This is a genomic window from Comamonas suwonensis (assembly GCF_012844455.2).
Classification (GTDB): domain Bacteria; phylum Pseudomonadota; class Gammaproteobacteria; order Burkholderiales; family Burkholderiaceae_C; genus Comamonas; species Comamonas suwonensis.
In genome coordinates this window covers 39,903-65,473 of sequence record NZ_JABBCQ020000020.1, presented here as the reverse complement: position 1 = coordinate 65,473, position 25,571 = coordinate 39,903, and the positions used below count along the sequence as shown (strand labels likewise).

Here is a 25,571-nt window from a genome sequence, read left to right as displayed (position 1 = left end):
AAACAGGGCTTGCGTTGGCCAATGCAGTCGATGCGGATCGCTACAGTTCAGGCGCTCAAGCCTCGAGATTTTCGGGGGCGGTCTGCTGCAACGGATGCACCACGGTCACACCGCCAAACTCTGCGCCATGGGGCAGATGCAGACTCAGCATATGGCTGCAGCCGCTGTGCTGGGCACAGGCCACGGCCAGGCAGTCACCAAAAGCCAGCTGGTGGCGGGCTTGCACGGCCCAGGCGGTTTCCAGCGTGGCTGCATCGGTCTTCCACGGCGTCCAGGTTTGATAGCGGCGAATGGCTGCGCGCGCATCGCCCTGAGGCATGGGTGCTGCAGCCGTTGTGACCTGCTCATAAAACTCCACCAGCGCCTGATTGCCGGTACGCCCCGTGCGCTCACGCCACAAAGCATCCAGCCACGAAAGGCTAGCTTCATACAACGCACCACCGGCAACGTCTTCCGCCGCGATCAGCACCGAGGTATCCACAAACACCATGCTCACATCCGTCATGTCGACGCTCCAGAAATCAAGTGTTTTTGGCCTCCAGCCCTTTGGCTATCTACAGTTCGCGCTATTGAATTATTCTTTTCAAGCGGCGCGGCTTTCCAGCTGCGTTCGTCCGTGCGCCAGGCCAGATAGGCGCGTTCATACGAGTCTTCGCGGCGCTGCATCTCGGCCATGAAATCACCGAGCATGCGCGAAACACTGGTACCGCGCCGGGCGGCCTCCACCCGCGCCCATTCGAGCACGCTGTCTTCTACAGTGATGGTGACGTTCTTCATATCTGAATAGTACACGAAAACAGTGCAGCACGAAATTCGTGTAGATATCTCAATCATCGACGCCGCGCTTGGACTTTCGGCGTGACCACATCTCGCACAAGCGATCATGTCGACCATAAATACAAAAAGGCCCGGAAATTCCGGGCCTTGAATCAAGCAATCTCGTGCCTATCGAACATATTGAGGAGCAGGTGCAAATTTACCGGGATCCGCCGGGAATGCACTGGGTTCAAGAAGGTGATTCTCCATAGAGCGGCGCGGCAGGTCAGGATCACGCTCATCCAGGCGTATCTCGAACAGTGCCGTGCCAATCACACCCACATTACGGGCCTCGCCCACCGGCGTGTTGTTGGCATAGGCCCTGCCCTTGGCTGAGAAGCGAAAGGCGGCCACTTCCTTGTCGCTTTTGCGAAAGCCATCGATCACCAGACGCTCGCCGGGGCGTAGCAGATAGCCATCGCTTTTGACGCTGCCAGGCTGGCCCGTCAACACATCCAGGCCATCGACGGTGGCCACCACCTCGTAGTAGCGATTGCTGCGGTTGTGATAGACCAACTCATAGCGCTCGCCATTGCGTCCCGCTACCTGATAGTCGCTGCCACCGCGAGAGGTGAAGATGGGCAGGGCCGGTCCGCTACCGCTGGAGAGCATCCATTCCACATCGCCATCGCCTAGCAGCACATTGGTTTGGCGCTCCGCTTGGCGCCCCAGCGCACGGCGAATACTGTCTTCATCGCTGTAACGCATCTGCGCTATATCTCGCGCGCGGTCCGGTGTGATGCGCGATGCCTTCACCACCTTGGTCACCGACTCGCGCCCCTCACCCCATTGCGTGCCCAGCGTCGATTGGGCCTTGGCAGCCGCTGGAGCGGTCATGCGGGCCGAGACCGAAGGAGGTGGGGAGGCCTCTGCAACGCTCATATCGCGCGTGGCCACCGACTGCGGCGCGCTACAGGCCGACAAGCCCAGGGCTGCCAACAAAACCAGCAAGAAAGGCCAGTAGCGAGATCTCCGTGATGCAGTCACTGGATTCATGCTATTGCTCCTCGAGATGTTGTAAAGAGTGAAGTGTGTCCAGATTTGGACTAAACAAAAAGCAAAGAAACATCTTGAAGGCAATTGGCCGACAAGCCTTGATGCTTGATGTGCCCATAAAAAAGCCGCGCTCGATGGCGCGGCTGGTTAAACAAGCGTAGTGCTTTACTTGAGGCGCATCTCGGCCGCACGGGCATGGCCTTGCAGACCTTCGCCATAGGCCAGCACCGCAGCGGTCTTGCCCAGCACCTGAGCACCGGCTTCGCTGACTTCAATGATGGAACTGCGCTTCTGGAAGTCGTACACGCCCAATGGCGAGCTGAAGCGCGCCGTGCCGCTAGTGGGCAGCACGTGGTTGGGGCCTGCGCAGTAGTCGCCCAGCGACTCCGAGGTGTACGCACCCAAGAAGATCGCACCAGCGTGCTTGAGCGAAGGCTCCCAGCGGTGCGGGTCACGGCTCGACACCTCCAGATGCTCGGGCGCAATGCGGTTGCTGATGGCGCAGGCTTCTTCCATGTCGCGGGTCAAAATCAGCGCACCACGGTCGTTCAGGCTCTTGGCGATGATGGCCTTGCGGGGCATCTCGGGCAGCAGGCGGTCGATTTCGCGCTGCACGGCATCGATGTAGGCCGCGTCAGGGCACAGCAAAATGGACTGGGCCAGCTCATCGTGTTCGGCCTGGCTGAACAGGTCCATCGCCACCCAGTCAGGCGGGGTAGTGCCATCGGCCAGCACCAGAATTTCAGAGGGGCCAGCAATCATGTCGATGCCGACAATGCCGAACACGCGCTTTTTGGCACTGGCCACATAGGCATTGCCGGGGCCGGTGATCTTGTCCACCTTCGGAATCGTGGCCGTGCCGTAGGCCAGCGCGGCCACTGCCTGCGCACCACCAATGGTGAAGGCACGCGTCACACCCGCCACATAGGCGGCAGCCAGCACCAGCGGGTTCTTTTCACCCTTGGGCGTGGGCACGACCATGATGATCTCGGGCACGCCGGCCACATGGGCGGGGATGGCATTCATCAGCACGCTGCTGGGATAGGCGGCCTTGCCGCCTGGCACATAGATGCCCACACGGTCCAGCGGGGTGACCTTCTGACCCAGCAAGGTGCCGTCTTCGTCCCGGTAGCTCCAGCTTTCACCGTTGGCCTTTTTCTGTGCCTCGTGGTAGCTGCGCACACGGCGAGCGGCAGATTCCAGCGCTTCGCGCTGCTCAGCGGGCAGGCTGTCGAAAGCGGCTTTCAGCTCTTCCTTGGTCAGCTCCAGAGCGATCATGGATTCAGCTGTCAACGCGTCAAAGCGGGCGGTGTACTCCAGCACAGCAGCGTCACCACGCTTTTGCACATCGGCCAGGATGTCGGCCACGCGCTGCTCGATCGCTGCGTCCGTGTCAGCCGACCAATGCAGACGCTGCGCAAAATCATGCTCGAATGTGGCATCAGCGGTTGATAGACGGGCGGGAGCAGCTACGAATTCCATAGTATTTACCAGTAGGGAAAATCAGTTGTTTTTGGCGGCGACGGCTTGCGCAAACGCATCAATGATGTGGCGCAGCGGTGCTTGCTTGAGCTTGAGCGAGGCCTGATTGACGACCAGACGCGAACTGATGTCAATGATGGACTCGACCTCGACCAGGTCATTGGCCTTGAGAGTGTTGCCGGTGGAAACCAAGTCAACAATAGCGTCAGCCATGCCGGTCAGCGGCGCCAGCTCCATGGAGCCGTAGAGCTTGACCATGTCCACGTGCACACCCTTTTGCGCGAAGAAATTGCGCGCAATCTCGGTGTACTTGGTGGCAATGCGCAGGCGCGCACCTTGCTTGACAGCGTGCTGGTAATCAAAACCATTGCGCACCGCCACGCTGACGCGGCACTTGGCGATCTGCAGGTCCAGTGGCTGGTACAGGCCCTGGCCGCCATGCTCGATCAGCGAATCCAGACCAGAGACGCCCAGATCCGCACCGCCGTACTGCACGTACACGGGCACATCAGACGCACGTACCAGCACCACGCGCACATCGGGGCGGTTGGTGTCAAAAATCAGCTTGCGCGACTTTTCCACGTCTTCCGTCACCTCAATGCCAGCAGCAGCCAGCAAGGGCACGGTTTCTTCAAAGATACGGCCCTTGGAGAGAGCAATAGTGATCGTCATTCTGAAACTCTCTCGATATCAGCGCCCAGAGCGCGCAGCTTCTCTTCCATACGGTCGTAGCCACGGTCCAGGTGATAGATGCGGTCCACCAGTGTTTCGCCATCAGCCACCAGGCCGGCGATGACCAGACTGGCAGAGGCACGCAGGTCGGTGGCCATCACGATGGCGCCAGACAGGCGTTTGCCACCTTCGATACTGGCCACGCGGCCGTCGGTGGTGATGCGTGCGCCCAGACGCACCATCTCGTTGACGTGCATGAAGCGGTTTTCAAAAATGGTCTCTGTCACCACGCTGGTGCCTTCGGCCACCAGATTCAGGGCCATGAACTGAGCCTGCATATCGGTGGGGAAGCCCGGGTACTCGGTGGTGCGGAAGCTCTGCGCCTTCAGCTTGCCGTCAGAGCTGACCTTGAGGCCGCCCTCTACGGACTCCACCTTGACGCCAGCTTCTTGCAGCTTGTCGATGACCGCACCCAGATGGTCGGCACGTGCATGGCGCAGCAGCGCCTCGCCGCCCGTGGCCGCCACGGCGCACAAGAAGGTGCCGGCTTCAATACGGTCAGCCACCACATCGTGATCGCAGCCGTGCAACTTATCGACACCTTGAATCACGATACGGCTGGTGCCTTGGCCGGTAATCTTGGCACCCATCTTGATCAGCATCTCGGCCAGATCGCTGATTTCGGGCTCCATGGCGGCGTTTTCCAGCACGGTCTCGCCATCGGCCAGCGCAGCAGCCATCAGGAAGTTCTCGGTACCGGTCACGGTCACCATATCGGTGGTGATGTGTGCGCCCTTGAGCTTGGTCCAGCCTTCCGGCAGGCTGGCGTTCATGTAGCCGTTTTCCACGGTGATGATGGCACCCATGGACTGCAAGCCCTTGATGTGCTGATCCACCGGGCGCGAGCCAATCGCGCAGCCGCCGGGCAACGACACCTTGGCGTGGCCAAAGCGGGCCAGCAGCGGGCCGAGCGCCAGCACCGAGGCGCGCATGGTCTTGACCAGCTCGTAAGGGGCTTCGGGCGTCAGGCTGTCGGGAGCGACAAAGCTGATGCCGCCGCGCTCGCCATGGGTCTCTGTCGTCACACCCATGTTGTTGAGCAGCTTGCGCATGGTGGCCACGTCATGCAGACGGGGAACGTTGTGCAGGTGGACGGGCTCGTTGGTGAGCAGTGCTGCGCACATCTCTGGCAGAGCGGCATTTTTGGCGCCAGAAATCAGCACTTCGCCCTGGAGGGGACGACCACCGTGGATCTTGAGTTTGTCCATGGCTACAAGCCTTGATATGTTTATGTAAGAAAAATGCCTCTAGCGCATATATATAAAGCGCTAGCAGCTATCAAATTTGCATTTCGCTCAGCCTCAGGCCTGGGCAGCAGCCCATTCAGCGGGCGTAAAGGTCTTCATCGACAGCGCATGGACTTCATCCGTCGCAATGCGGTTACCCAGCGTGGCATAGACCATGCGCTGACGGCCCAGCGGGCGCTGACCTTCGAAGCTGGTCGAAACAATGGTGGCAAACCAGTGTCGGCCATCGCCTTCCAGCGCAATATGCTCGCAGGGCAGGCCGGCGGTGATCAGGTCTTTGAGTTGGTCTGCAGTCATGAGAAAACCTTTAAGCGCAGGGCTGGCGAGAGCTGTGATTGTCTCGCACGCAGCCATACGTGAATTCTAAAAATCAGTTACGAATCTTGTAGCCAATGCGCAGCAGATGCACGGCCAGCGCGCTCACGGCCAGCCAGGCTCCGCCCACAATGGCAAAGCTCAGCCAGGGCGAGACATCGCTCTGCCCGAAGAAACCGTAGCGGAAACCGTCAATCATGTAGAAGAACGGGTTGACATGGCTGACCGCCTGCCAGAAGCCGGGCAGCGAATGCACGGAATAGAACACGCCCGACAGAAAGGTCAGCGGCATGATCAGAAAGTTCTGAAACGCAGCCATCTGGTCGAACTTCTCGGCCCAGAGACCGGCGATGACGCCCAGCGTACCCATCAGCGCGCAGCCCAGAAAGCCGAAGACCAGAATCCACAGCGGAGCCGCAAAGTCCGGCACGGCAAAGAACAGCGTGACCACAAACACGCCAAAGCCCACCAGCAGGCCGCGCAGGATGGCCGCGCCCACATAAGCGCTGAACCAGGCCCAGTGCGACAGCGGCGTGAGCAGCACAAAAACCAGCGAGCCCATGATCTTGCTTTGCACCAGGCTGGAAGAGCTGTTGGCAAACGCGTTTTGCAACATGCTCATCATCACCAGTCCGGGAATCAGAAACGCGGTGTAGGGAATGCGGTCGTAGACCATGACGCGGCCGTCCAGCACATGGCCGAAGACCAGCAAATACAGCACAGCCGTGAGCACGGGGGCAGCCACGGTCTGAAAGCTCACCTTCCAGAAGCGCAGCACTTCCTTCTTGAGCAGGGTTTGCCAGCCGTTCATGCCACACCTCCGGCAGCCGCCGCTGTCATTGAGCCTTCATTCATGATGTGGATGAACACATCTTCCAGATCCGCACGGCGAATTTCCACATCTTCAGGCGTCACGCCGCCCTGGCGCAAAGCGGCCAACAATTGCTCCACATCGCCTGCGTGGGCCGCAGGAATCTGCACGATTCGGCCCGTAACCCGGGCGCGATCGGCCACAGCCTTGGGCAAGGCGCTATCCGTCTTGAATTGAAGAACGTTGCTGGAAGCCGATTTGAGAAGCTCACTCATCGGCGAAAGCTTGATGATCTCGCCGCGCTTGAGCATGGCCACGCGGCTGCACAGCGCCTCGGCCTCTTCCAGGTAGTGGGTCGTCAGCAAGACCGTGTGACCCTGCTTGTTGAGCTTGGCGATGAAGTGCCACAGCGTCTGGCGCAGCTCCACATCCACGCCCGCCGTAGGTTCATCGAGCACGATGATGGGCGGCTTGTGCACCAGCGCCTGTGCGACCAGCACACGGCGCTTCATACCGCCCGAGAGCTGGCGCATATTGCTGTGCGCCTTGTCGGTCAGGCCCAGGCTGTAGAGCAGCTCGTCAATCCAGTCGTCATTGTTTTTGACACCGAAATAACCCGATTGAAACTGCAGCGCCTCGCGCACATTGAAGAAGGGGTCGAACACCAACTCCTGCGGCACGACGCCCAGCTTGCGGCGCGCATCCGAGAAATTGGCCTGCACATCGCTGCCCTGCACCAGCACACGCCCGCCAGAGGCGCGTGCCAGTCCAGCCAGAATGCTGATCATCGTGGTCTTTCCCGCACCATTGGGGCCGAGAAGACCAAAGAATTCACCTTCCTCGATATCCAGGCTTACGGAATTGAGTGCCTGAAAATCCCCCTTAGGGGTACGGTAGGTCTTGGAGACTGATTGGAATGAGACTGCGGGCATGTAGCCCATGATTCTAGAGCCTGCCTGCCGCTTGTGCCGCAGCGGGGCTTAGCGATCCTCAGGGATTCGCCAGCCAAGTCCTCTGCCTAACCCTGCTTGGCGGCAGCATCTCCGCCCTGCATGAGCGGCGGCAGCAGCAAAGTATCGACCCCATACAGGGTGGCCATGGACTGCAGCCCCTTGGGCAGGCCGCTGACAATCAGCTGCTTGCCCACTTCCTGCGCCGCGCGGCGGCAGGCTAGCAGCACGGCCAGAGCCGCAGAGTCAAAGACCTTGACGGCGCTGGCATCCACCACCACCTGTGAGTCGGCATGGCCCGTGACCAGAGGCCGCAGACGCTGCAGGCAATCACGCCCCTGACGGTAGGTCAGCTCCTTGGGCAATTGCAGAGAGTTGGTAGCAGACTTGGCCATGGGGACTAAAGCAATGCGCTTATTTAGTGACGTTCGCAGGCATGGAGCTGCGCGACGCCAGAGTCTTGATCAGGCCATCGATGCCGTGGGCATTGATTTCCTGCGAAAACTGGTTGCGATAGGTTTCCACCAGCCACACGCCCAGCACGTTCAGGTTGTAGATCTTCCAGCCATCAGCCTGCTTTTCCAGACGGAAATCCAGCTGCACCGGTTCACCACGACCATTGACCTGAGTGCGCACCAGCACATCGGTGTCACCAGCGGCCATGCGCAGAGGCTTGACGGTGATGGTCTGCTCGCCGACTTGCGACAGAGCACCCGAGTAGGTACGAATCAGCAGTGCCTTGAATTCATCCTGCAGCTTCTGGCGCTGATCAGGCGTGGCTTGACGCCAAGCAGGACCCACAGCAGCCGAAGTCATGCGGCGAAAGTCCACATAAGGCATCACCTTTTCGTTGACCAACGCATTGATCTTGCTGGAATCACCATTGCGCAGCGAAGCATCTTTCTTGATGGTCTCCAGCACATCGGCCGAGACGCGCTTGACCAGCAGATCAGGCGTTTCATCAGCAGCCTGAGCTGGCAGACCCAGATTCAGAGCCAGCATGGCACCAGCGGCCATACCCCATACGCGACGAGTAATTTTCATTGATTTCTCTCCTGGGCCTGCAAGTGTCACCGCACTTGCCCAGCCCGTGGACATTCTTTTTTGTAAGCAGCTGCAGAGCAGTTTATTGACCTTCCGGTGGCAGCTTGCCAGCGTTGTCGTCATCATAATTTTCAAGACGACCATCCCCGCCAGACACCGCGCCGCCAATGCGTGAGCGCAGATACACATCGCGTATCAGGCTGTACTTGTCGAGAGCCACAGAGTCCAGCACATCACCGGCCTGAAGCAGTTCGGCACGTCGGTTCACGACACGCAGAGCATATAAGCTGTTGCGCCAGCGCACATCCTCCATGGTATTGGCCGGGTAGCCGAAGGCATCGACCACCATGCCACTGGCATCACGCACAGTGGATGGCCCCCAGAACGGCAGCATCAGGTATGGGCCGGTAGGCACGCCCCAGCGGCCCAGCGTCTGACCAAAGTCCTGCTTCTTGCGCTGAATGCCGGCTTCGCTGGCAATATCGAACAGTCCGCCAATACCGAGCACCGTGTTGACGCTGAAGCGCACCATGGAGTTGTAAGCGCCCTCGCCCTGCCCCTGCAGCACGTTGTTGACGAACGACCAAGCATCGCCCAGATTGTCGAAGAAGTTCGTCACGCCATCTCTGGCAATGCGCGGCGTTACGGTTTGATAGGCCGTGGCCACTGGCTTGAAAACGGCACTGTCCAGACCCTCGTTGAAGGAATAGATGCTTCGGTTCATGGACTCCAGCGGGTCGGCTGGATTGGCGGGGCCTGTGGCCGTGGTGCTCGCGCAACCGGTCAGCAAAGCCGCTACAGAAACGCTAGCTACCAGCGCAGTACGTTTGAGGGCTTGCGCCTTGCTTGACACCAATTTCGTTTGTGGGCTTTTTATCGTCATCATTCTTTCGCTCCCCCGTTGGTTGCAGAGCTACCGGAGTCACCGCCTTGCTCGGCCTTGCCATAAAGGAACTGGCCAATGAGGTTCTCCAGCACCACCGCGGACTGAGTTGCTGTCACGCGATCACCTGCCTTGAGGTTTTCTTCGCTGGCACCCGCCTCAATACCAATGTACTGATCTCCCAGCAGGCCGCTTGTCAGAATTTTCAGCGAGCTGTCTTTAGGGAAGGCATAACGGTTTTCCATGTTCATGGCCACATCGGCCTGAAAGGTCTGATCGTTGAAGGTGATGGATTCCACGCGGCCCACGACCACACCGGCGCTCTTGACTGCGGCTTTGGCCTTGAGGCCACCGATATTGTCAAAACGCGCCGTCACTGGATAGGTTTTCTCAAAATTCAGGCTGAGCAGATTGGCCGACTGCAAGCCCAGGAAGACCAGGGCCAGAGCGCCAATCAACACAAACAGGCCAACCCAGATATCACTTTTCTTTTGCTGCATGATTTTTACCTTTGATCTGGCTGTGCAGCCTCAAATACTGAACATGGTTGCGGTGAGCAGGAAGTCCAGGCCCAGCACGGCAAGCGAAGCGACGACCACTGTTCTTGTGGTCGCTCGCGAAACCCCTTCGGGCGTGGGACTGGCGGCATAGCCCTCCAGCAGCGCCACAAAGGTCACTGCCAGGCCAAAGACAAAGCTCTTGAGCACGCCGTTACCCAGGTCGGTCCACCAGTCAACGCCCTGCTGCATCTGGCCCCAGAAAGCGCCGCTGTCGACACCAATCATCACCACACCCACCAGCCAACCACCCAGTACGCCGACCGCGCTGAAGACCGCCGCCAACAAAGGCATGGTGATCAGGCCAGCCCAGAAGCGAGGGGCCAGAATGCGTTTGACAGGGTCAACCGCCATCATTTCCATAGCAGACAGCTGTTCACCCGCCTTCATCAGACCGATTTCAGCCGTCAAAGCCGTGCCAGCACGGCCCGCGAACAGCAAAGCGGTAACGACAGGGCCAAGTTCGCGCAGCAGACTCAGTGCAACCATCATGCCCAGCGCATCGGCCGAGCCGTAGCGCTGCAGGATGTAGTAGCCCTGCAGACCCAGCACAAAGCCCACGAAGAGGCCTGAAACACCAATGATGGCCAGCGAGTAGTTACCCAGAAAGTGAATCTGATCGCCAATCAGGCGCGGGCGCTTGAGCGCCGGGCCCAGCAAGGTCAGCAGCCGCCAGAACAGACGTGCGCCTATGCCCATATTGATCAGCTGGCCGCGTACCGCCGCACCAACGCGTGCGATAAAGTTCATGCACGCCTCCCGCTGCCAAAGTCTTCATCGGCGCTGACGCCGGGATAGTGAAACGGCACAGGCCCGACAGGCCTGGCGTTAATGAATTGCTGCACCAGCGGATCGGTGCTGGCACGCACCTCATCGGGCGAGCCCTGAGCGGCGACACCGCCAGCGCCCAGGATCACCACATGGTCGGCCACGCGGAAGGTTTCTTCCAGATCGTGAGAGACCAGAATCGAGGTCAGGCCCATGGCGTCGTTGAGCTGACGAATCAGCTGCGCCGAGGTGCCCAGAGAAATCGGGTCCAGCCCGGCAAAAGGCTCGTCATACATGATGAGTTCAGGGTCCAGCGCAATCGCTCTGGCCAGCGCCACACGGCGTGCCATGCCGCCAGAAACCTGTGAAGGCATCAAATCGCGCGCACCGCGCAGGCCCACAGCATGCAGCTTCATCAAAACGATGTCGCGAATCAGCTCTTCGGGCAGGTCGGTATGCTCGCGCAGCGGGAAAGCCACGTTGTCAAACACGCTCATATCGGTGAACAGCGCACCGAACTGAAACAGCATGCCCATGCGGCGCCGGGCCGCGTAGAGCTGAGCGGCATCCATGGTGGTCACATCCTGGCCATCAAACAGCACCTGCCCTTGCTGGGCATGGTTTTGACCGCCAATCAGGCGTAGCACCGTGGTTTTGCCGCCGCCCGAGGCCCCCATCAGCGCCGTGACTTTGCCACGCGGCACTTGCAGGGAGAGATCGCGCAGGATGACGCGGTCACCATAGCCAAAGGTGACATTGCGCAATTCCACAAAGGGTGCGTTAGGTGACATGCGTGAAGAGCGACTGAGAGACGGCAATCGAGTATTGTGCCGGTAAGCACGGCAAAAAGCCCGGGTTAGCCGAAGTAAACATTCATCAACGAATGTTTATCGGGACACCTGTATGCCTGACAGAGCCCTCACTCCTATTTCAGGAGCTACCAGTGCTTGTTATAAAAGCGCTAGCTGCCATTTTTGCTATATGAAACCACATAGGCAGTTGTAACTTTTTTACAACATGTTGTACAAAAATGCCTTGGTCCGCTCTTGCTTGGGGGCGGCGAAAAACGCTTCCGAAGGACCTTGTTCGACGATGTGACCGCCATCCATGAAGATCACCCGGTTGGCCACTTCGCGGGCAAAGCCCATTTCATGGGTCACCACCAGCATGGTCATGTGCTCTTCGGCCAGCTCGCGCATGGTGCGCAGCACTTCGCCAGTCAGCTCGGGGTCGAGGGCCGATGTGGGCTCATCGAACAGCAAAATGTCAGGCTCCATGGCCAGCGCACGGGCAATGGCCACGCGCTGCTTTTGACCGCCGGAGAGGTGATTCGGGTAAGCATCGCGCTTGGCAGCCAGTCCCACCTTGGCCAGCAGGGCTTCGGCCTTGGGGATAATTTGCTCACGCGTCAGGCCCTTGACGATGACGGGTGCCTCAATGATGTTCTCCAGCACCGTGAGGTGGGGGAACAGATTGAAGGACTGAAACACCATGCCCATCTTGCGGCCGATCTTGCGAATCTCGGCATCGCTCACATACTGAGCCTTGGCCTCGCCTCCAGATTGGGCCAGCACTTCACCTTCGATGGTGATGGTGCCGCGGTCAATGGTTTCCAGATGGTTCAGGCAGCGCAAAAACGTGCTCTTTCCCGAGCCTGAGGGACCGATCACCGCCACCACTTCGCCGCGCAGCAAATCCAGTGATACGCCACGCAGCACTTCGTTGCTGCCAAAGGCCTTGTGAATGCCTTGCGCAGAAATCATTACGTCAGAGGTAGACGTCATTACAAACTCTCCATAGCGCCCAGCGCAGAAAACTGGCGCAGCTTCATCCCAGAGACGCCGAGCAAAAGCCGCCTTTCGGCGAGGGCGTCGTCCCCCTTGGGGGAAGCGGCAAAGCCGCTCAGGGGGTCACGCCTCATACTTCGCATACTTCTTCTCAAGATGCTGGAAGCCCCAGGTCAGCACCAGCGTCATGATGAGATAGAAAGCCGCAGCCACGATGAACGGGGTGAAGCTGAAGTCACGCTGCACCACGCCGCGCGCCACGCGCAGCAGGTCGTTCAGCGCCAGCACATAGATCAGCGATGTGTCTTTAACCAGCGTAATGGTTTCGTTGCTGACGGGCGGCAGAATGCGGGCCCACATCTGGGGCAACACGATGCGGCGCATGGTCTGTGCATAGGTCATGCCCAATACCTTGGCACCTTCATACTGCCCACGGTCCACGGACTTGATGCCAGCCCGGAAGATTTCAGCAAAATAGGCTGCGTAGTTCAGCGCAAACGCGACCACGGCAGCGGGAAAGTCGGGCAGGCGCACGCCGATCACGGGCACAAAGGGCAGTGCGAAATAGACGAACAGCAACTGCAGCATCAGCGGAGTGCCGCGCATCAGCCAGATATAGGCACCCACGGCGCTGCTCAGTGGCTTGATGCTGGAGATGCGCATCAGCGCCAGCGCCAGCCCCATGGGGATGGACAGCATCAGCGTGATGAAGAACAGCTTGAGAGTGACAAGGGCGCCAGCCGACATGGGCCCCAAGAGCGAGATTACATATTCCATCAATTGGCCTTCAGTGTGGCACCGCAGCTATCAAAAGCCCGCCACAGGCACAGGGCGTGCGCCGGAGGGAGTGTTTACCACCATCTTCCAGCACCGCATTGTCGTCGCAAAAAAAACCGGCAATGCCAGGCATTGCCGGTGCAGTACGCTAAAAAGGATTAGTGCTTGATAACGTCAGCGCCAAACCACTTCTGAGCGATTTCAGCGGCCTTGCCGTCCTTCTTCATTTCGGTCAGCACGTCGTTGACCTTGTTGCGAGTGGCTTCGTCGTCCTTGCGAAAGCCCACGCCATAGTCTTCGGTACCGAAGTCTTCGCTCAGAACCGTGTAATTGTCAGGCTTCTTGTTGACATAGTAACGACCCACGACTTCGTCCACCACCACCACATCCAGACGGCCTGTTTCCAGATCCATCATGGCGGCAATGTTGTCACCGAACAGCTTGGTTTGCTTGAACTTGTCGGACAGCTCCTTGTCCTTGGTCATGGCGGTCACAGCGCTGGAGCCTTCCTGAGCGCCAACGATCTTGCCAACCATGTCAGCCTTGCCCTTGATGGGCGAGCCAGCCTTCACGATGATGATCTGCTTGTTCACCATGTAGGGGTCGGAGAACAGAATCTTTTCCTTGCGCTCTTCCAGAATGGTCAGGCCATTCCACAGTGCATCAACGCGCTTGCCCAGCAGCTCGGCTTCCTTGGCGTTCCAGTCGATTGGCTTGAATTCCACTTCGATGTTGGCGCGCTTGGCCACTTCACGGGCCATATCGATGTCAAAGCCCACCAGCTCGTTCTTCTCGTCACGGAAACCCATGGGAGGGAAGTTGTCGTCCAGACCCACCACCAGCTTGGTAGCAGCAGCCACAGGAGCCGGTGCAGGAGCTGCAGCAGTGCTGGATGCGGGTTCGTTCTTGCCACAGGCAGCCAAAATGGCAGTCAGGGCCACGGTGGCCAGCAGGGTACGTTTTTTCATGGCGTCGAAAAGAGTGAAGTGAAAAAAACCGAGGAGCATTGACAGCACTCGCCGACTCCAACATCGCTGAAGCCAGACCGGGCTGCCGCCAGCGCCGAATTCGCTATTGTCGCGCAGACCGGCCACGGCGTCACCCGCGTGCAGCAAAACCATGCGCCGGCTTTCAGAAAATCACAGCCATGTCACCCATACAAAGCTCCAACACCAGCCAGCTCCCTGCGGCCCTGCAGCAGGCCTATCGCGCAGCGCTCTACCGGGTGGATGCCGAGGGCACAGTCTCTCCAACGCTACGCGTGGGTGAGCGTAGCGACTGGCTGCATCAGCAGCTGAGCCAGCGATCAACGCCAGCAGCGTGCTACCTGACAGCCTGCAACCCTTGGGGAGTCGTCCTCAGCGATGCGGCCAATGCAGAGCGCATGACGGCCCTGCGCCAGGCCTTGGGTTCAAACGGCTGGCAATACCTGAACGGCTGCGGCCAGGACGCGGCAAACCAGTGGCGCGAAGACAGCGTGCTGATCTGGGGCATGGACGCCGCCACCGCCCTGCTCTGGGGGCAGCAATGGGAACAGAACGCTGTGTTGTGGAGCGCAGCAGATGCCGTTCCCCAGTTGCTATGGCTGCGCTGACTTTATTTTGATAGCTGCTTACGCCTGCTATTGCTCAAAATATTCATCAAACCCTATCGAAATGATTTCAATAAAAGCGGTAGCCGCTATGAAAAAAGGCATTCCGAAGAATGCCTTTTTAGGAGTTTTCCTGATTAACGGGGAAGCTCGCTCGCGCCCATCAGGAACTCATCGACCGAACGCGCCGCCTGACGGCCTTCACGAATGGCCCAGACCACCAGAGACTGACCCCGGCGGATGTCGCCCGCAGCAAACACCTTGCTCACATTGGTGGCGTAGCCACCGATGAAGTCCGTGCTGGCCTTGACATTGCCGCGAGCATCCTTATGGACACCGAAGGCTTCGAGCACGGGCGAGACGGGGTGGACAAAGCCCATGGCCAGCAGCACCAGATCAGCGGGCCAGACCTTTTCAGTGCCGGGCACTTCGGTCAGCTTGCCGTCCTTGAACTCAACCTGCACGGTGGTCAGGCTTTTGACCTTACCCTTGTCGCCAGTGAACTCCTTGGTGGAAATCGCGAACTCACGCACCACGCCTTCGTCGTGACTGGAGCTGGTACGCAGCTTGATAGGCCAATAAGGCCAGACCATGGGCTTGTTCTCCTGCTCAGGCGGCATGGGCATGACTTCAAACTGCGTCACGCTCTTGGCGCCGTGGCGGTTGCTGGTGCCCACGCAATCAGAGCCGGTGTCGCCACCACCGATGACGATGACATGCTTGCCTTCGGCACGGATCTGGCCCTTGAGCTTGTCGCCACCGTTGATCTTGTTTTGCTGAGGCAGGAACTCCATCGCGTAGTGCACGCCATCCAGCTCACGGCCGGGCACGGGCAGGTCACGCGACTGCTCGGAGCCGCCAGTCAGCAGCACGGCATCAAACTCGGCCTTGAGTTGCTCGGGGCTGATGGTTTCCTTGGCCCAGTTGGTGACCTTGGAATCCTTGCCCAGACCATCCTTGCCAGCAATCAGCACGCTGGTGCGAATCTTCAGGCCTTCGGCTTCCATCTGCTCCACACGGCGGTCGATCAAGCCCTTGTCCAGCTTGAAGTCGGGGATGCCGTAGCGCAGCAGGCCGCCCACGCGGTCGTTCTTTTCAAACAGCGTCACATCGTGGCCAGCGCGCACCAGTTGCTGGGCAGCGGCCATACCAGCGGGGCCAGCACCAACCACGGCCACCTTCTTGCCGGTCTTGTGCTTGGGCAGCAGAGGCTTGACCCAGCCTTCGTTCCAGGCACGGTCGATGATGGAGTGCTCGATGGACTTGATGCCAATAGCATCGCCATTGATGTTGGCCACGCAAGCTGCTTCGCAGGGAGCGGGGCAGATGCGGCCGGTGAACTCGGGGAAGTTGTTGGTGCTGTGCAGCGTGGCGATGGCGTTCTTCCAGTCATCGCGATACACCAAGTCGTTGAAGTCCGGAATGATGTTGTTGACCGGACAGCCGTTGTTACAGAAAGGCGTGCCGCAATCCATGCAGCGCGCGGCCTGAACCTTGGCCTGGTCAGTCGTCAAACCGATGACGAATTCCTTGTAGTGCTTGAGGCGTTCCGCAACGGGGGCGTAGCCCTCTTCGATGCGCTCGTATTCCATAAAGCCGGTGGTCTTGCCCATGATCTGTATTCCTTGAAATCTGTGTTCGCTTGCAGTGCGGTGGCAGCTGGCCACCACCGCTTCAGGCCTTGTTACTTGGCTGCTACTGCTTCTTTTTGAGGAGCTGTCAACGCTTTCGCTGCTTGCGATTGCGCCTTTTCAGCCTTCTGTTTGCGTTCAAAGATCTCGCCCAGAGCACGCTGGTACTCGGTCGGGAACACCTTGACGAACTTGGCACGCGCTGCGGCCCAGTTGTCCAGCAGGTCACGGGCACGCTTGGAGCCCGTCCAGCGGCTGTGCGCTTCCACCATGTTGCGCAGCTGCTGATCGTCGCTCTGGCCACGGTGCCAGATGGCGGGGTCAATACGCGAGACAAACTCGTCGTGCGGCAACACTTTTTCCAGCTTCACCGAAGCGGTGTTGCAGCGCTCGGCAAACTTGCCGTCTTCGTCGTAGACATAGGCCACGCCGCCGCTCATACCGGCCGCAAAATTGCGACCTGTCTTACCCAGCACCACGGCCGTGCCGCCGGTCATGTATTCGCAGCCGTGGTCACCCACGCCTTCGACCACTGCCGTCGCACCGGACAGACGCACGGCAAAGCGCTCGCCTGCCACGCCGCTGAAGAAGGCTTCACCGCTGGTGGCGCCAAACATCACGGTGTTGCCCACGATGGTGTTGGTGGTTGTCGAACCACGGAACTCATGGCTGGGATGCACCACCACACGGCCGCCGGACAGGCCCTTGCCCGTGTAGTCGTTGGCTTCGCCCGTCAGGTTCAGCGTGATGCCGTTGCACAGGAAGGCTCCGAAGGACTGACCGCCCGTACCTTCAAAGTGGATGCGGATGGTGTCGTCTGGCAGACCTTCGGCGTGTTGCTTGGTCACCGCACCGGAGAGCATGGCACCCACGGAGCGGTTGACGTTGCGCGCCACTTCCATGATGCGCACCTTCTCGCGGTTTGCGATGGCGGGCTTGCAGCGCTCGATGAGCTTGACGTCCAGTGCCTTGTCCAGCAGGTGGTCTTGGCTTTCGACATGGTAGCGAGCCACATCGGCAGGCACTTCGGGCTGGTAGAACAGGCGGCTGAAGTCCAGACCCTGAGCCTTCCAGTGTGCGATGCCCTTGCGGGTGTCCAGCAGGTCAGAGCGGCCAATCAGGTCGTCAAACTTGGCGATACCCAGTTGAGCCATGATCTGGCGCACTTCTTCAGCGATGAAGAAGAAGTAGTTCACCACATGCTCAGGCTTGCCGGTGAACTTGGCGCGCAGCACGGGGTCTTGCGTCGCCACGCCCACGGGGCAGGTGTTCAGGTGGCACTTGCGCATCATGATGCAGCCCTCGACCACCAGCGGCGCGGTGGCGAAGCCGAACTCATCCGCGCCCAGCAAAGCGCCAATGATCACGTCGCGGCCAGTCTTCATCTGGCCATCGGCCTGCACGCGCACACGGCCACGCAGACGGTTCAGCACCAGTGTTTGCTGGGTTTCAGCCAGACCAATTTCCCAGGGGCCGCCCGCATGCTTGATGGAGGACCAGGGAGAAGCGCCAGTGCCGCCGTCATGGCCGGCGATCACCAAGTGATCGCTCTTGCACTTGGTCACGCCAGCCGCAATTGTGCCCACACCGACTTCAGACACCAACTTGGTGCTGATGCTGGCGTGCGGTGCCACGTTCTTCAGATCGTGAATCAGCTGCGCCAAGTCTTCGATCGAGTAGATGTCGTGGTGAGGAGGGGGCGAAATCAAGCCAACACCGGGCACAGAGTGACGCAGCGCGCCGATGTATTCGGACACCTTGCCGCCCGGCAGCTGACCGCCTTCACCTGGCTTGGCACCTTGAGCCATCTTGATCTGAATCTGATCGGAAGAAGCCAGGTATTCAGCAGTCACGCCAAAACGACCCGAAGCCACTTGCTTGATCTTGGAGCGCAGGCTGTCGCCAGCTTGCAGCTCGATATCCGACTCGACCTTGTCAGCTCCGATGATGGAGCCCAGCGTCTCACCCTTGTTGATGGGGATGCCCTTCAACTCATTGCGATAGCGCTTGGGATCTTCGCCGCCTTCGCCGGTGTTGCTCTTGCCGCCAATGCGGTTCATGGCCACGGCCAGCGTAGCGTGGGCTTCGGTGGAGATGGAGCCCAGGGACATGGCACCGGTGGCAAAGCGCTTGACGATTTCCTTGACCGACTCGACCTGATCCACGGGAATGGCCTTGGCGGGGTCGAACTTGAACTCAAACAGGCCGCGCAGCGTCATGTGGCGCTTGCTCTGGTCGTTGATCAGCTGGGCGTATTCCTTGTAGGTGTTGAAGTTGTTGGAGCGAGTGGAGTGCTGCAGCTTGGCAATCACATCCGGTGTCCACATATGTTCTTCACCACGGGCACGCCAGGCGTATTCGCCACCGGCGTCCAGCATGGATTCCAGCACGGGGTCGTCGCTGAAAGCGGCTTCGTGGTTGCGAATGGTTTCTTCGGCAATCTCAAAGACGCCGATACCTTCCACGCGGCTGGCCGTACCGGTGAAGTACTTGTCCACGGTTTCAGTGTTCAGGCCCACGGCCTCAAACAGCTGGGCGCCGCAGTACGACATATAGGTAGACACGCCCATCTTGGACATGATCTTGGACAGGCCCTTGCCAATGGCCTTCACGTAGTGATAGATGGCCTTTTCAGCCGTGATGGGCGCAGCTTCGCGGCTGAAAATGTCGACCAGCGTTTCCAGCGCCAGATAGGGGTGCACGGCTTCTGCACCGTAACCAGCCAGCACGGCGAAGTGATGCACTTCACGGGCGGTACCGGTTTCCACCACCAGACCAGCAGTAGTGCGCAGACCTTCCTTCACCAGATGCTGGTGAATGGCGGACAGCGCCAGCAACGCAGGTATGGCCACTTGCGTAGCGCTCATGCCGCGGTCGCTGATGATCAGGATGTTGGCACCACCCTTGATCTCGTCCACAGCGTGGGCGCACAGCGATGCCAGCTTGGCTTCCACGCCTTCCTTACCCCAGCTCAGGGGGTAAGTGATGTCGATGGTCGAGCTCTTGAACTTGCCGTTGGTGTGCTTTTCAATATCGCGCAGACGGGCCATGCCTTCGAAGTCGAGGACAGGCTGCTGCAGCTCCAGGCGCATGGGCGGGTTGACCTGGTTGATGTCCAGCAGGTTGGGCTTGGGGCCCACGAACGACACCAGCGACATCACGATCGCTTCGCGAATCGGGTCGATAGGCGGGTTCGTCACCTGGGCGAACATCTGGCGGAAGTAGTTATACAGCGGCTTGTTTTTGTCAGACAGCACGGCCAGCGGGCTGTCGTTGCCCATGGAGCCAATACCTTCCTCGCCCAGCTCGGCCATGGGGGTCAGCAGGAACTTGATGTCTTCCTGTGTGAAGCCAAAGGCTTGCTGACGGTCCAGCAGCGACAGATCGGCCTTGGCCACGGGCGCCTTGAAGTCGGCCGGGATTTCCACCTCGTCGAGCTTGATGCGCAGGTTTTCAATCCACTGCTTGTAGGGCTTGGTGTTGACGACGTTGGCTTTGAGCTCATCGTCTTCAATCATGCGGCCTTGCTCCAGATCGATCAGCAGCATCTTGCCAGGCTGAAGACGCCATTTGCGCACGATCTTGCTGTCTGGCACAGGGAGGACACCGGCTTCCGAAGCCAGGATGACCATGTCGTCATCGGTAATGCAGTAGCGCGAGGGGCGCAGGCCATTGCGGTCCAGCGTGGCACCGATCTGGCGGCCATCGGTGAACACGATGGAGGCGGGGCCGTCCCATGGCTCAATCATGGCGGCGTGGTATTCATAGAAGGCGCGGCGGCGCTCATCCATGGCTTCGTGCTGTTCCCATGGTTCGGGAATCATCATCATCACGGCCTGGCTGATGGGATAGCCAGCCATGGTCAGCAGTTCCAGGCAGTTGTCGAAAGTGGCCGTGTCGGACTGGCCGGCAAAGCTGATGGGATAGAGCTTTTGCAGGTCTTCACCCAATACAGGAGAAGCCATCACGCCTTCGCGCGCCAGCATCCAGTTGTAGTTGCCGCGCACGGTGTTGATTTCACCGTTGTGCGCCACATAGCGGTAGGGGTGAGCCAGAGGCCACTCGGGGAAGGTGTTGGTAGAAAAGCGCTGGTGCACCAGACCAATGGCGGAGACGCAACGCTCATCAGACAAATCCTTGTAGTACACGCCCACTTGGTCAGCCAGCAGCAGGCCCTTGTAGACCACGGTGCGGCTGCTCATGCTGGGAACGTAGTATTCCTTGCTGTGCTTGAGGCCCAGGTTCTGGATGGCGGCAGAGGCGGTCTTGCGAATCACGTACAGCTTGCGTTCCAGCGCATCCTGCACGATCACATCGGTGCCGCGGCCAATAAAAATCTGACGCAGGATGGGTTCTTTTTCCTGCACGGTGGGCGACATGGGCATGTCGCGGTTCACCGGCACATCGCGCCAGCCCAGTAGCACCTGGTTTTCAGCCTTGATGGCGCGCTCCATCTCCTGCTGGCAGGCCAGACGAGAAGCATGCTCCTTGGGCAGAAAAATCATGCCCACGCCGTATTCACCCGCCGGTGGCAATGTCACTCCCTGCTTGGCCATCTCTTCGCGGTAGAGCTGGTCGGGAATCTGGATCAGGATACCTGCGCCATCACCCATCAACGGATCGGCACCCACGGCACCGCGGTGATCAATGTTCTCCAGAATCTTGAGCGCGCCCAACACGATGTCATGACGCTTCTGGCCCTTGATATGTGCCACAAAACCCAGACCACAAGCGTCATGCTCGTTGGACTTGGAATACAGACCGTGGTCTTGGAGATGCTTGATCTCGGCAGCCGTCGTCATGGGGGAATCCTCTTATATCAATCGCGGGGAATGCAAGATTACGACAAGGCATAGAGTTATGCAATAAATTTTAATTAGGGTCAGATCCCAATTAATTCCATACTTTTTTTCTTTGGATTTAATTAGGGACATATTTAAATCAAACCCAGTTATTCAATAAAAACAAAGAGGTAGAAATTTATCCTTGGCTCTCGCGCACCAAAGCTGTGCGTGCAGTTGGCCTACCGGCCTTCTGTCGCATGACCCGGCGTTCGGTTTGGTGTTGCAAATTTTTAATAAATTCAGGATCACCCAGGGCCCATCCGCGCAAGGCAGCGTGGCTGATCTGCTCCTGGGTGTCTCGATCAAGCCCGGCTTCCACCGCTTTGACATACGCAGCATCGCGCGCAAACGGCGTGTTACCCAGAGCCCAGAAAAGCGCGTGCGGGCTGATGAGACCATCGTGCTGAATGCCAGCGCTATGCGCATAGCTGGACCAGGGCCAGTCCAGCGCCCGATGCACCAGCCCCGCGCGCACGGGGTTCAAATCCATGGACACCATCGTGGGCAGCAACCATTGCTCAGCCTGCAGCAAGGTGCCGCGGTAACGCCCTTCCCACAAGGTGCCGGTGCGCCCATGCCGATTATTGAAGTAGCGCACATAGCTGCGCCCCAGCGCCTGCATGAACTGGGGGACGCCCTGCTCTGTTTTAGGCGTCAGCAGCAGGTGAAAGTGATTGGGCATGAGCACATAGGCATGCACATCGACATCAAAACGCCGCGCCATCTCGCGCATCAGGTCCAGCATGGCAAGTCGATCCTGCGCATCCACAAAAATCTCGCCGCTGTTATTGCCGCGCTGAATGATGTGGTGCGGCATGTTTGCCAGCGTTAGACGGGGAAGACGGGCCATGGTGATGAACTGTAGTACCGAGCAATTATCTGGCGCAGCGTGGCAATGCGCTCACAGCAATCATCACAAGCCCCCGAAATCATCAATGTCACAGAGGTGTAGGCAAAGCAGGCATGACTTGCCTAGACTGATGCGGACAAGCTACGTCAGTCAAATCAGAGTATTGGAGACATGGGATGAGTCAGCCACACGCTTTTATCTGCGACGCCATTCGCACCCCTATTGGCCGCTATGGAGGCGCACTGTCATCCATACGTACGGATGACTTGGCCGCCATTCCCATCAAGGCGCTCATGGAGCGCAACCCCGGTGTGGACTGGAAAGCCGTGACCGACGTGATCTATGGCTGTGCCAACCAGGCCGGCGAAGACAACCGCAATGTGGCCCATATGGCATCGCTGCTGGCAGGCCTGCCCGTGGATGTACCCGGCACCACAATTAACCGACTCTGTGGATCAGGACTAGACGCCGTAGGCACGGCGGCACGCGCTATCAAATCAGGAGAAGCACGGTTGATAATTGCCGGCGGTGTGGAAAGCATGAGCCGCGCGCCATTCGTCATGCCCAAGGCAGACTCCGCCTTTGCACGCATCAACGCCATCTATGACACCACGATTGGCTGGCGCTTCATCAACAAGCAGATGAAGGCCTTGTATGGCGTGGACTCCATGCCCGAAACGGCTGAAAACGTGGCGATGGAGTTCCATATCGAGCGCGAAGCCCAGGACCGCATGGCGCACGCCAGCCAGCAAAAAGCAGCTGTAGCCATTGCTGCAGGCTACTTGGCTAAAGAAATCGTGCCTGTGCATATCCTTCAGAAAAAGGGCGATGCCATTGTCGTGAGTCAGGATGAGCACCCGCGCGCAACAACGCTTGAGGCGCTGAGCCAACTCAAAGGCGTGGTTCACCCTAATGGATCAGTCACTGCAGGTAATGCATCAGGCGTCAACGATGGCAGTTGCGCACTTCTTCTGGCCAATGAAGAAGCCGCCTTGCAATACGGCCTGACACCCAAGGCCCGGATCATTGGCATGGCTGTTGCCGGGATCGCCCCGCGTATTATGGGCATGGGCCCTACTCCCGCCACACGCAAGGTGCTGGAGATGACTGGGCTGAAGCTGAAGCAGATGGACATCATCGAACTCAACGAAGCATTCGCAGCCCAAGGGTTGGCGGTACTGCGCGATCTGGGGCTTAAGGATGACGACTGCCGCGTCAATCAGTGGGGGGGTGCGATTGCGCTGGGCCACCCTCTGGGAGCATCAGGTGGCAGACTGGTCACCACTGCCACCAATCAGCTGCACACGCTGGGTGGGCGCTATGCGCTCTGCACCATGTGCATAGGCGTAGGCCAGGGAATCGCGCTGATCATCGAGAAGGTATAGCGAAGGAGGTAGCGCTATTAATTGAAGAGCTATTACCCGGTGTAACGCTTAGCTCTGAGGTTGTTTTTCATCTGCTCCAGCGCTGGCTGCAGCGCTGGACCAATGCGCAAAGCTACGCAGGTGGCCAGCACGTCAATGATGAGCAAGTGCAGCAGGCGCGACACCATGGGGCTATAGCGGTCATAGCCCTCGGGGTGGTCTGCCGCCAGATGGACTTGGCAGGCCGATGCCAGCGGGGAGCCACTGGCAGTAATGGCAATCGTAGTCGCACCGTTTTTACGCGCAATATCAGCGGCATCCATCAAATCTCGCGTACGGCCGGAGTTGGAAATAATCACCACGCAATCACCCGGCCCCAGCAAGGTCGCACTCATCACCTGCATATGGCCGTCGCTTGTCGCAAGACTGGTGACACCCAAGCGAAAAAACTTGTGCTGAGCATCCAGCGCCACAATGCCTGAATTACCCGCGCCATAAAACTCAATGCGTTTACCCGTCTGCCAGGTCGCCGCAATGGCCTGCGCTGCCTGCTCTATCGCTGCGGTACTGGCTGCATTGCGATATTGCAAAAAGGCTGCGACGGCGTTATCCACCACTTTGACCATGACGTCGCTGGTTTTATCGTCGCTATCCACACTGCGGTGAATAAACGGTACACCTTCGCTGACGCTACCGGCCAGTTTGAGTTTGAAATCGGCCAGTCCGTCATATCCCATGCTGCGGCAAAAACGCACCACCGTGGGCTTGCTGACATGCGAGCGCAAAGCCAGCTCACGCACCGGCAGATGCGCAAACGCCCTGGGATCAGCCAATACCAAGCGTGCAACACGCTGCTCTGCAGGTGCCAGAGACGGAAGGGAGGCGGTAATGCGATCAAGCATATTGGCAGCAGATAAGGCAAAAACCGTTAGTAAACACCAGAACGACAAAGCATAAGACCGAAGCGACGCATCACCCAGAAAATGGCGGCGAAACTTGGCTGTTTCCGCAAATAAATGCAGAAAATCATTCTTGTTTCTACAGGGTTTGCCTTGGGTCTGCGAATTCCATATGAACGGCCCACATCATTCTTCACACAGGTTTCACGCTCTACACTTGTTAATTCGTTTACAAAACATCAAAGGATGGTCATGAATCAGTTGGAGGCGCTCAAGCAGTTCACAACCGTGGTCGCGGACACCGGTGATTTTCATCAGCTGGCGCAGTTTCAGCCGCGTGATGCGACCACGAATCCATCCCTGATTCTCAAAGCCGTTCAAAAGCCCGAATATGCGCCATTGATGCGTGCCACGGTTGCTCAATTCAAGGACAGAACACAGGATGAGATCATGGATCGCATCCTGGTCCGCTTCGGCTGCGAGATTCTGAACACGATCCCCGGCCGCGTCTCCACAGAAGTCGATGCTCGCCTGTCCTTCAATACCGTCGCCACCGTCACCCGTGCCGAGCGGCTCATTGAGCTTTATCAGGCCGCCGGCATTCATACTGATCGCGTGCTCATCAAGATTGCTGCCACCTGGGAGGGCATTGAAGCGGCACGCATTCTGGAGCAGCGCGGCATTCATACCAATCTGACGCTGCTGTTCTCATTCTGTCAGGCCGTTGCCTGCGGTCAAGCCAAGGTCCAGCTGATTTCGCCGTTCGTGGGCCGCATCTACGACTGGTACAAAAAACAGGCTGGCGCTCAATGGGATGAAGCAGCAATGGCGGGGGCCAACGACCCCGGCGTCAGCTCCGTGCGCCAGATCTACAACTACTACAAGCACTTCGACATTGCGACCGAAGTCATGGGTGCAAGCTTTCGTAACACCGGGCAAATTCTGGCTTTGGCAGGATGCGACCTGCTTACCATTGCACCTGAACTACTGGCACAACTGTCAGCACAGGACGGCTCCACTTTGACTCGCGCCATGGATGCCGACTCAGCCAAGACTCAAAATCTGGAAAGATTGCTGCTGGACGAGGCTTCTTTCCGTTTCGCTCTGAATGAAGATGCGATGGCCACCGAGAAACTGGCCGAAGGCATTCGCGCCTTTACCGCTGACACTCTGAAGCTGGAAGCATTGATGCAGCAAGCCGCCGCTGCATGATTTACTGGGATTTCT

25 protein-coding genes are annotated in these 25,571 nt (G+C 58.8%); 3 read left to right on the top strand and 22 right to left on the bottom strand.

Annotated elements, in window-relative coordinates; translation table 11 throughout:
* Positions 1-55: 55 nt before the first annotated feature.
* The 18 genes from HF327_RS19130 to HF327_RS19045 all read right to left on the bottom strand — a co-directional run bounded on the left by HF327_RS19130 (position 56) and on the right by HF327_RS19045 (position 14,133).
* Positions 56-505, bottom strand: a complete 450-nt coding sequence (locus HF327_RS19130; RefSeq protein WP_206764475.1) for a PIN domain-containing protein — start codon at positions 503-505, stop codon at positions 56-58.
* Positions 502-777 carry a hypothetical protein gene (locus HF327_RS19125; protein WP_198461957.1) on the bottom strand — a complete coding sequence of 92 codons (276 nt, stop codon included), beginning with the start codon at positions 775-777 and terminating at the stop codon, positions 502-504. Before HF327_RS19125 ends, HF327_RS19130 begins: the two co-directional genes overlap by 4 nt.
* A gap of 168 nt (positions 778-945) precedes the next feature.
* Positions 946-1,812 carry a hypothetical protein gene (locus HF327_RS19120; RefSeq protein ID WP_198461955.1) on the bottom strand — a complete coding sequence of 289 codons (867 nt, stop codon included), beginning with the start codon at positions 1,810-1,812 and terminating at the stop codon, positions 946-948.
* A gap of 165 nt (positions 1,813-1,977) precedes the next feature.
* On the bottom strand, positions 1,978-3,294 hold the full coding sequence (gene hisD, locus HF327_RS19115) for a histidinol dehydrogenase (RefSeq protein ID WP_198461953.1): 1,317 nt from the start codon (positions 3,292-3,294) through the stop codon (positions 1,978-1,980).
* Between the two features lie 21 nt (positions 3,295-3,315).
* On the bottom strand, positions 3,316-3,966 hold the full coding sequence (gene hisG, locus HF327_RS19110; protein ID WP_099738698.1) for an ATP phosphoribosyltransferase: 651 nt from the start codon (positions 3,964-3,966) through the stop codon (positions 3,316-3,318).
* On the bottom strand, positions 3,963-5,234 hold the full coding sequence (gene murA / locus HF327_RS19105) for a UDP-N-acetylglucosamine 1-carboxyvinyltransferase (RefSeq protein WP_198461952.1): 1,272 nt from the start codon (positions 5,232-5,234) through the stop codon (positions 3,963-3,965). The genes hisG and murA overlap by 4 nt, the downstream gene beginning before the upstream one ends.
* A gap of 93 nt (positions 5,235-5,327) precedes the next feature.
* A complete protein-coding gene (locus HF327_RS19100) occupies positions 5,328-5,570 on the bottom strand; it encodes a BolA family protein (RefSeq protein ID WP_198461950.1) in 243 nt (80 codons plus the stop codon).
* Between the two features lie 73 nt (positions 5,571-5,643).
* Positions 5,644-6,399 (bottom strand): ABC transporter permease, encoded by a 756-nt coding sequence (locus HF327_RS19095; protein ID WP_099738703.1) that lies wholly within the window; start codon positions 6,397-6,399, stop codon positions 5,644-5,646.
* Complete coding sequence (locus HF327_RS19090) at positions 6,396-7,331, bottom strand: ABC transporter ATP-binding protein (RefSeq protein WP_198461948.1); 936 nt, start codon at positions 7,329-7,331, stop codon at positions 6,396-6,398. Before HF327_RS19090 ends, HF327_RS19095 begins: the two co-directional genes overlap by 4 nt.
* A gap of 86 nt (positions 7,332-7,417) precedes the next feature.
* Positions 7,418-7,744, bottom strand: coding sequence for an STAS domain-containing protein (locus HF327_RS19085; RefSeq protein WP_198461946.1), 327 nt, complete (start codon positions 7,742-7,744; stop codon positions 7,418-7,420).
* 19 nt (positions 7,745-7,763) lie between these two features.
* Positions 7,764-8,393, bottom strand: coding sequence for an MlaC/ttg2D family ABC transporter substrate-binding protein (locus tag HF327_RS19080; protein WP_198461944.1), 630 nt, complete (start codon positions 8,391-8,393; stop codon positions 7,764-7,766).
* 82 nt (positions 8,394-8,475) lie between these two features.
* On the bottom strand, positions 8,476-9,279 hold the full coding sequence (locus HF327_RS19075) for an MlaA family lipoprotein (protein WP_198461942.1): 804 nt from the start codon (positions 9,277-9,279) through the stop codon (positions 8,476-8,478).
* Complete coding sequence (mlaD, locus tag HF327_RS19070; protein ID WP_198461940.1) at positions 9,276-9,776, bottom strand: outer membrane lipid asymmetry maintenance protein MlaD; 501 nt, start codon at positions 9,774-9,776, stop codon at positions 9,276-9,278. Before mlaD ends, HF327_RS19075 begins: the two co-directional genes overlap by 4 nt.
* A gap of 30 nt (positions 9,777-9,806) precedes the next feature.
* Complete coding sequence (mlaE, locus tag HF327_RS19065) at positions 9,807-10,583, bottom strand: lipid asymmetry maintenance ABC transporter permease subunit MlaE (protein WP_198461938.1); 777 nt, start codon at positions 10,581-10,583, stop codon at positions 9,807-9,809.
* A complete protein-coding gene (locus HF327_RS19060; RefSeq protein ID WP_198461936.1) occupies positions 10,580-11,392 on the bottom strand; it encodes an ABC transporter ATP-binding protein in 813 nt (270 codons plus the stop codon). Before HF327_RS19060 ends, mlaE begins: the two co-directional genes overlap by 4 nt.
* Before the next feature lie 219 nt (positions 11,393-11,611).
* Positions 11,612-12,364: an amino acid ABC transporter ATP-binding protein gene (locus tag HF327_RS19055; protein WP_198461978.1), complete on the bottom strand. Its 753-nt coding sequence runs from the start codon at positions 12,362-12,364 to the stop codon at positions 11,612-11,614.
* A 147-nt stretch (positions 12,365-12,511) separates the two neighbouring features.
* Positions 12,512-13,165 carry an amino acid ABC transporter permease gene (locus tag HF327_RS19050; RefSeq protein WP_198461935.1) on the bottom strand — a complete coding sequence of 218 codons (654 nt, stop codon included), beginning with the start codon at positions 13,163-13,165 and terminating at the stop codon, positions 12,512-12,514.
* 158 nt (positions 13,166-13,323) lie between these two features.
* Positions 13,324-14,133: an amino acid ABC transporter substrate-binding protein gene (locus HF327_RS19045; RefSeq protein WP_198461976.1), complete on the bottom strand. Its 810-nt coding sequence runs from the start codon at positions 14,131-14,133 to the stop codon at positions 13,324-13,326.
* A 179-nt stretch (positions 14,134-14,312) separates the two neighbouring features.
* Between HF327_RS19045 and HF327_RS19040 the strand changes: the two genes are divergently transcribed.
* Positions 14,313-14,759, top strand: a complete 447-nt coding sequence (locus HF327_RS19040) for a DUF3293 domain-containing protein (protein WP_198461925.1) — start codon at positions 14,313-14,315, stop codon at positions 14,757-14,759.
* A 134-nt stretch (positions 14,760-14,893) separates the two neighbouring features.
* On the opposite strand, the gene HF327_RS19035 is transcribed toward HF327_RS19040, so the two are convergent.
* The 3 genes from HF327_RS19035 to HF327_RS19025 form a co-directional block, all read right to left on the bottom strand.
* Positions 14,894-16,369, bottom strand: a complete 1,476-nt coding sequence (locus HF327_RS19035; protein WP_099738721.1) for a glutamate synthase subunit beta — start codon at positions 16,367-16,369, stop codon at positions 14,894-14,896.
* A 71-nt stretch (positions 16,370-16,440) separates the two neighbouring features.
* Positions 16,441-21,189 carry a glutamate synthase-related protein gene (locus HF327_RS19030; protein ID WP_198461923.1) on the bottom strand — a complete coding sequence of 1,583 codons (4,749 nt, stop codon included), beginning with the start codon at positions 21,187-21,189 and terminating at the stop codon, positions 16,441-16,443.
* A 178-nt stretch (positions 21,190-21,367) separates the two neighbouring features.
* A complete protein-coding gene (locus tag HF327_RS19025) occupies positions 21,368-22,081 on the bottom strand; it encodes a transposase (protein ID WP_198461921.1) in 714 nt (237 codons plus the stop codon).
* 176 nt (positions 22,082-22,257) lie between these two features.
* On the opposite strand from HF327_RS19025, the gene pcaF reads away from it, so the two are divergent.
* The gene (pcaF, locus tag HF327_RS19020; protein ID WP_198461920.1) at positions 22,258-23,466 is read left to right on the top strand and encodes a 3-oxoadipyl-CoA thiolase; all 1,209 of its coding nucleotides are present in this window, start codon (positions 22,258-22,260) and stop codon (positions 23,464-23,466) included.
* A gap of 32 nt (positions 23,467-23,498) precedes the next feature.
* Here the strand turns inward: pcaF and HF327_RS19015 are convergent, their stop codons facing one another.
* A complete protein-coding gene (locus tag HF327_RS19015; RefSeq protein ID WP_198461918.1) occupies positions 23,499-24,347 on the bottom strand; it encodes a MurR/RpiR family transcriptional regulator in 849 nt (282 codons plus the stop codon).
* 249 nt (positions 24,348-24,596) lie between these two features.
* Between HF327_RS19015 and tal the strand changes: the two genes are divergently transcribed.
* Positions 24,597-25,556, top strand: coding sequence for a transaldolase (tal, locus tag HF327_RS19010; protein WP_198461917.1), 960 nt, complete (start codon positions 24,597-24,599; stop codon positions 25,554-25,556).
* Positions 25,557-25,571 lie beyond the last annotated feature (15 nt).

What these genes read in the sequence shown, in the direction of transcription:
- murA (WP_198461952.1), bottom strand. Translation starts at nt 5,234, where the DNA reads ATGGACAAACTCAAGATCCACGGTGGTCGTCCCCTCCAGGGCGAAGTG.
- HF327_RS19090 (WP_198461948.1), bottom strand. Translation starts at nt 7,331, where the DNA reads ATGCCCGCAGTCTCATTCCAATCAGTCTCCAAGACCTACCGTACCCCT.
- HF327_RS19025 (WP_198461921.1), bottom strand. Translation starts at nt 22,081, where the DNA reads ATGGCCCGTCTTCCCCGTCTAACGCTGGCAAACATGCCGCACCACATC.
- HF327_RS19045 (WP_198461976.1), bottom strand. Translation starts at nt 14,133, where the DNA reads ATGAAAAAACGTACCCTGCTGGCCACCGTGGCCCTGACTGCCATTTTG.
- HF327_RS19055 (WP_198461978.1), bottom strand. Translation starts at nt 12,364, where the DNA reads ATGATTTCTGCGCAAGGCATTCACAAGGCCTTTGGCAGCAACGAAGTG.
- HF327_RS19015 (WP_198461918.1), bottom strand. Translation starts at nt 24,347, where the DNA reads ATGCTTGATCGCATTACCGCCTCCCTTCCGTCTCTGGCACCTGCAGAG.
- HF327_RS19040 (WP_198461925.1), top strand. Translation starts at nt 14,313, where the DNA reads ATGTCACCCATACAAAGCTCCAACACCAGCCAGCTCCCTGCGGCCCTG.
- mlaE (WP_198461938.1), bottom strand. Translation starts at nt 10,583, where the DNA reads ATGAACTTTATCGCACGCGTTGGTGCGGCGGTACGCGGCCAGCTGATC.
- HF327_RS19050 (WP_198461935.1), bottom strand. Translation starts at nt 13,165, where the DNA reads ATGGAATATGTAATCTCGCTCTTGGGGCCCATGTCGGCTGGCGCCCTT.
- HF327_RS19085 (WP_198461946.1), bottom strand. Translation starts at nt 7,744, where the DNA reads ATGGCCAAGTCTGCTACCAACTCTCTGCAATTGCCCAAGGAGCTGACC.
- tal (WP_198461917.1), top strand. Translation starts at nt 24,597, where the DNA reads ATGAATCAGTTGGAGGCGCTCAAGCAGTTCACAACCGTGGTCGCGGAC.
- pcaF (WP_198461920.1), top strand. Translation starts at nt 22,258, where the DNA reads ATGAGTCAGCCACACGCTTTTATCTGCGACGCCATTCGCACCCCTATT.
- hisG (WP_099738698.1), bottom strand. Translation starts at nt 3,966, where the DNA reads ATGACGATCACTATTGCTCTCTCCAAGGGCCGTATCTTTGAAGAAACC.
- HF327_RS19100 (WP_198461950.1), bottom strand. Translation starts at nt 5,570, where the DNA reads ATGACTGCAGACCAACTCAAAGACCTGATCACCGCCGGCCTGCCCTGC.
- HF327_RS19130 (WP_206764475.1), bottom strand. Translation starts at nt 505, where the DNA reads ATGACGGATGTGAGCATGGTGTTTGTGGATACCTCGGTGCTGATCGCG.
- hisD (WP_198461953.1), bottom strand. Translation starts at nt 3,294, where the DNA reads ATGGAATTCGTAGCTGCTCCCGCCCGTCTATCAACCGCTGATGCCACA.
- HF327_RS19060 (WP_198461936.1), bottom strand. Translation starts at nt 11,392, where the DNA reads ATGTCACCTAACGCACCCTTTGTGGAATTGCGCAATGTCACCTTTGGC.
- HF327_RS19080 (WP_198461944.1), bottom strand. Translation starts at nt 8,393, where the DNA reads ATGAAAATTACTCGTCGCGTATGGGGTATGGCCGCTGGTGCCATGCTG.
- HF327_RS19095 (WP_099738703.1), bottom strand. Translation starts at nt 6,399, where the DNA reads ATGAACGGCTGGCAAACCCTGCTCAAGAAGGAAGTGCTGCGCTTCTGG.
- HF327_RS19075 (WP_198461942.1), bottom strand. Translation starts at nt 9,279, where the DNA reads ATGATGACGATAAAAAGCCCACAAACGAAATTGGTGTCAAGCAAGGCG.
- mlaD (WP_198461940.1), bottom strand. Translation starts at nt 9,776, where the DNA reads ATGCAGCAAAAGAAAAGTGATATCTGGGTTGGCCTGTTTGTGTTGATT.
- HF327_RS19030 (WP_198461923.1), bottom strand. Translation starts at nt 21,189, where the DNA reads ATGACGACGGCTGCCGAGATCAAGCATCTCCAAGACCACGGTCTGTAT.
- HF327_RS19125 (WP_198461957.1), bottom strand. Translation starts at nt 777, where the DNA reads ATGAAGAACGTCACCATCACTGTAGAAGACAGCGTGCTCGAATGGGCG.
- HF327_RS19120 (WP_198461955.1), bottom strand. Translation starts at nt 1,812, where the DNA reads ATGAATCCAGTGACTGCATCACGGAGATCTCGCTACTGGCCTTTCTTG.
- HF327_RS19035 (WP_099738721.1), bottom strand. Translation starts at nt 16,369, where the DNA reads ATGGGCAAGACCACCGGCTTTATGGAATACGAGCGCATCGAAGAGGGC.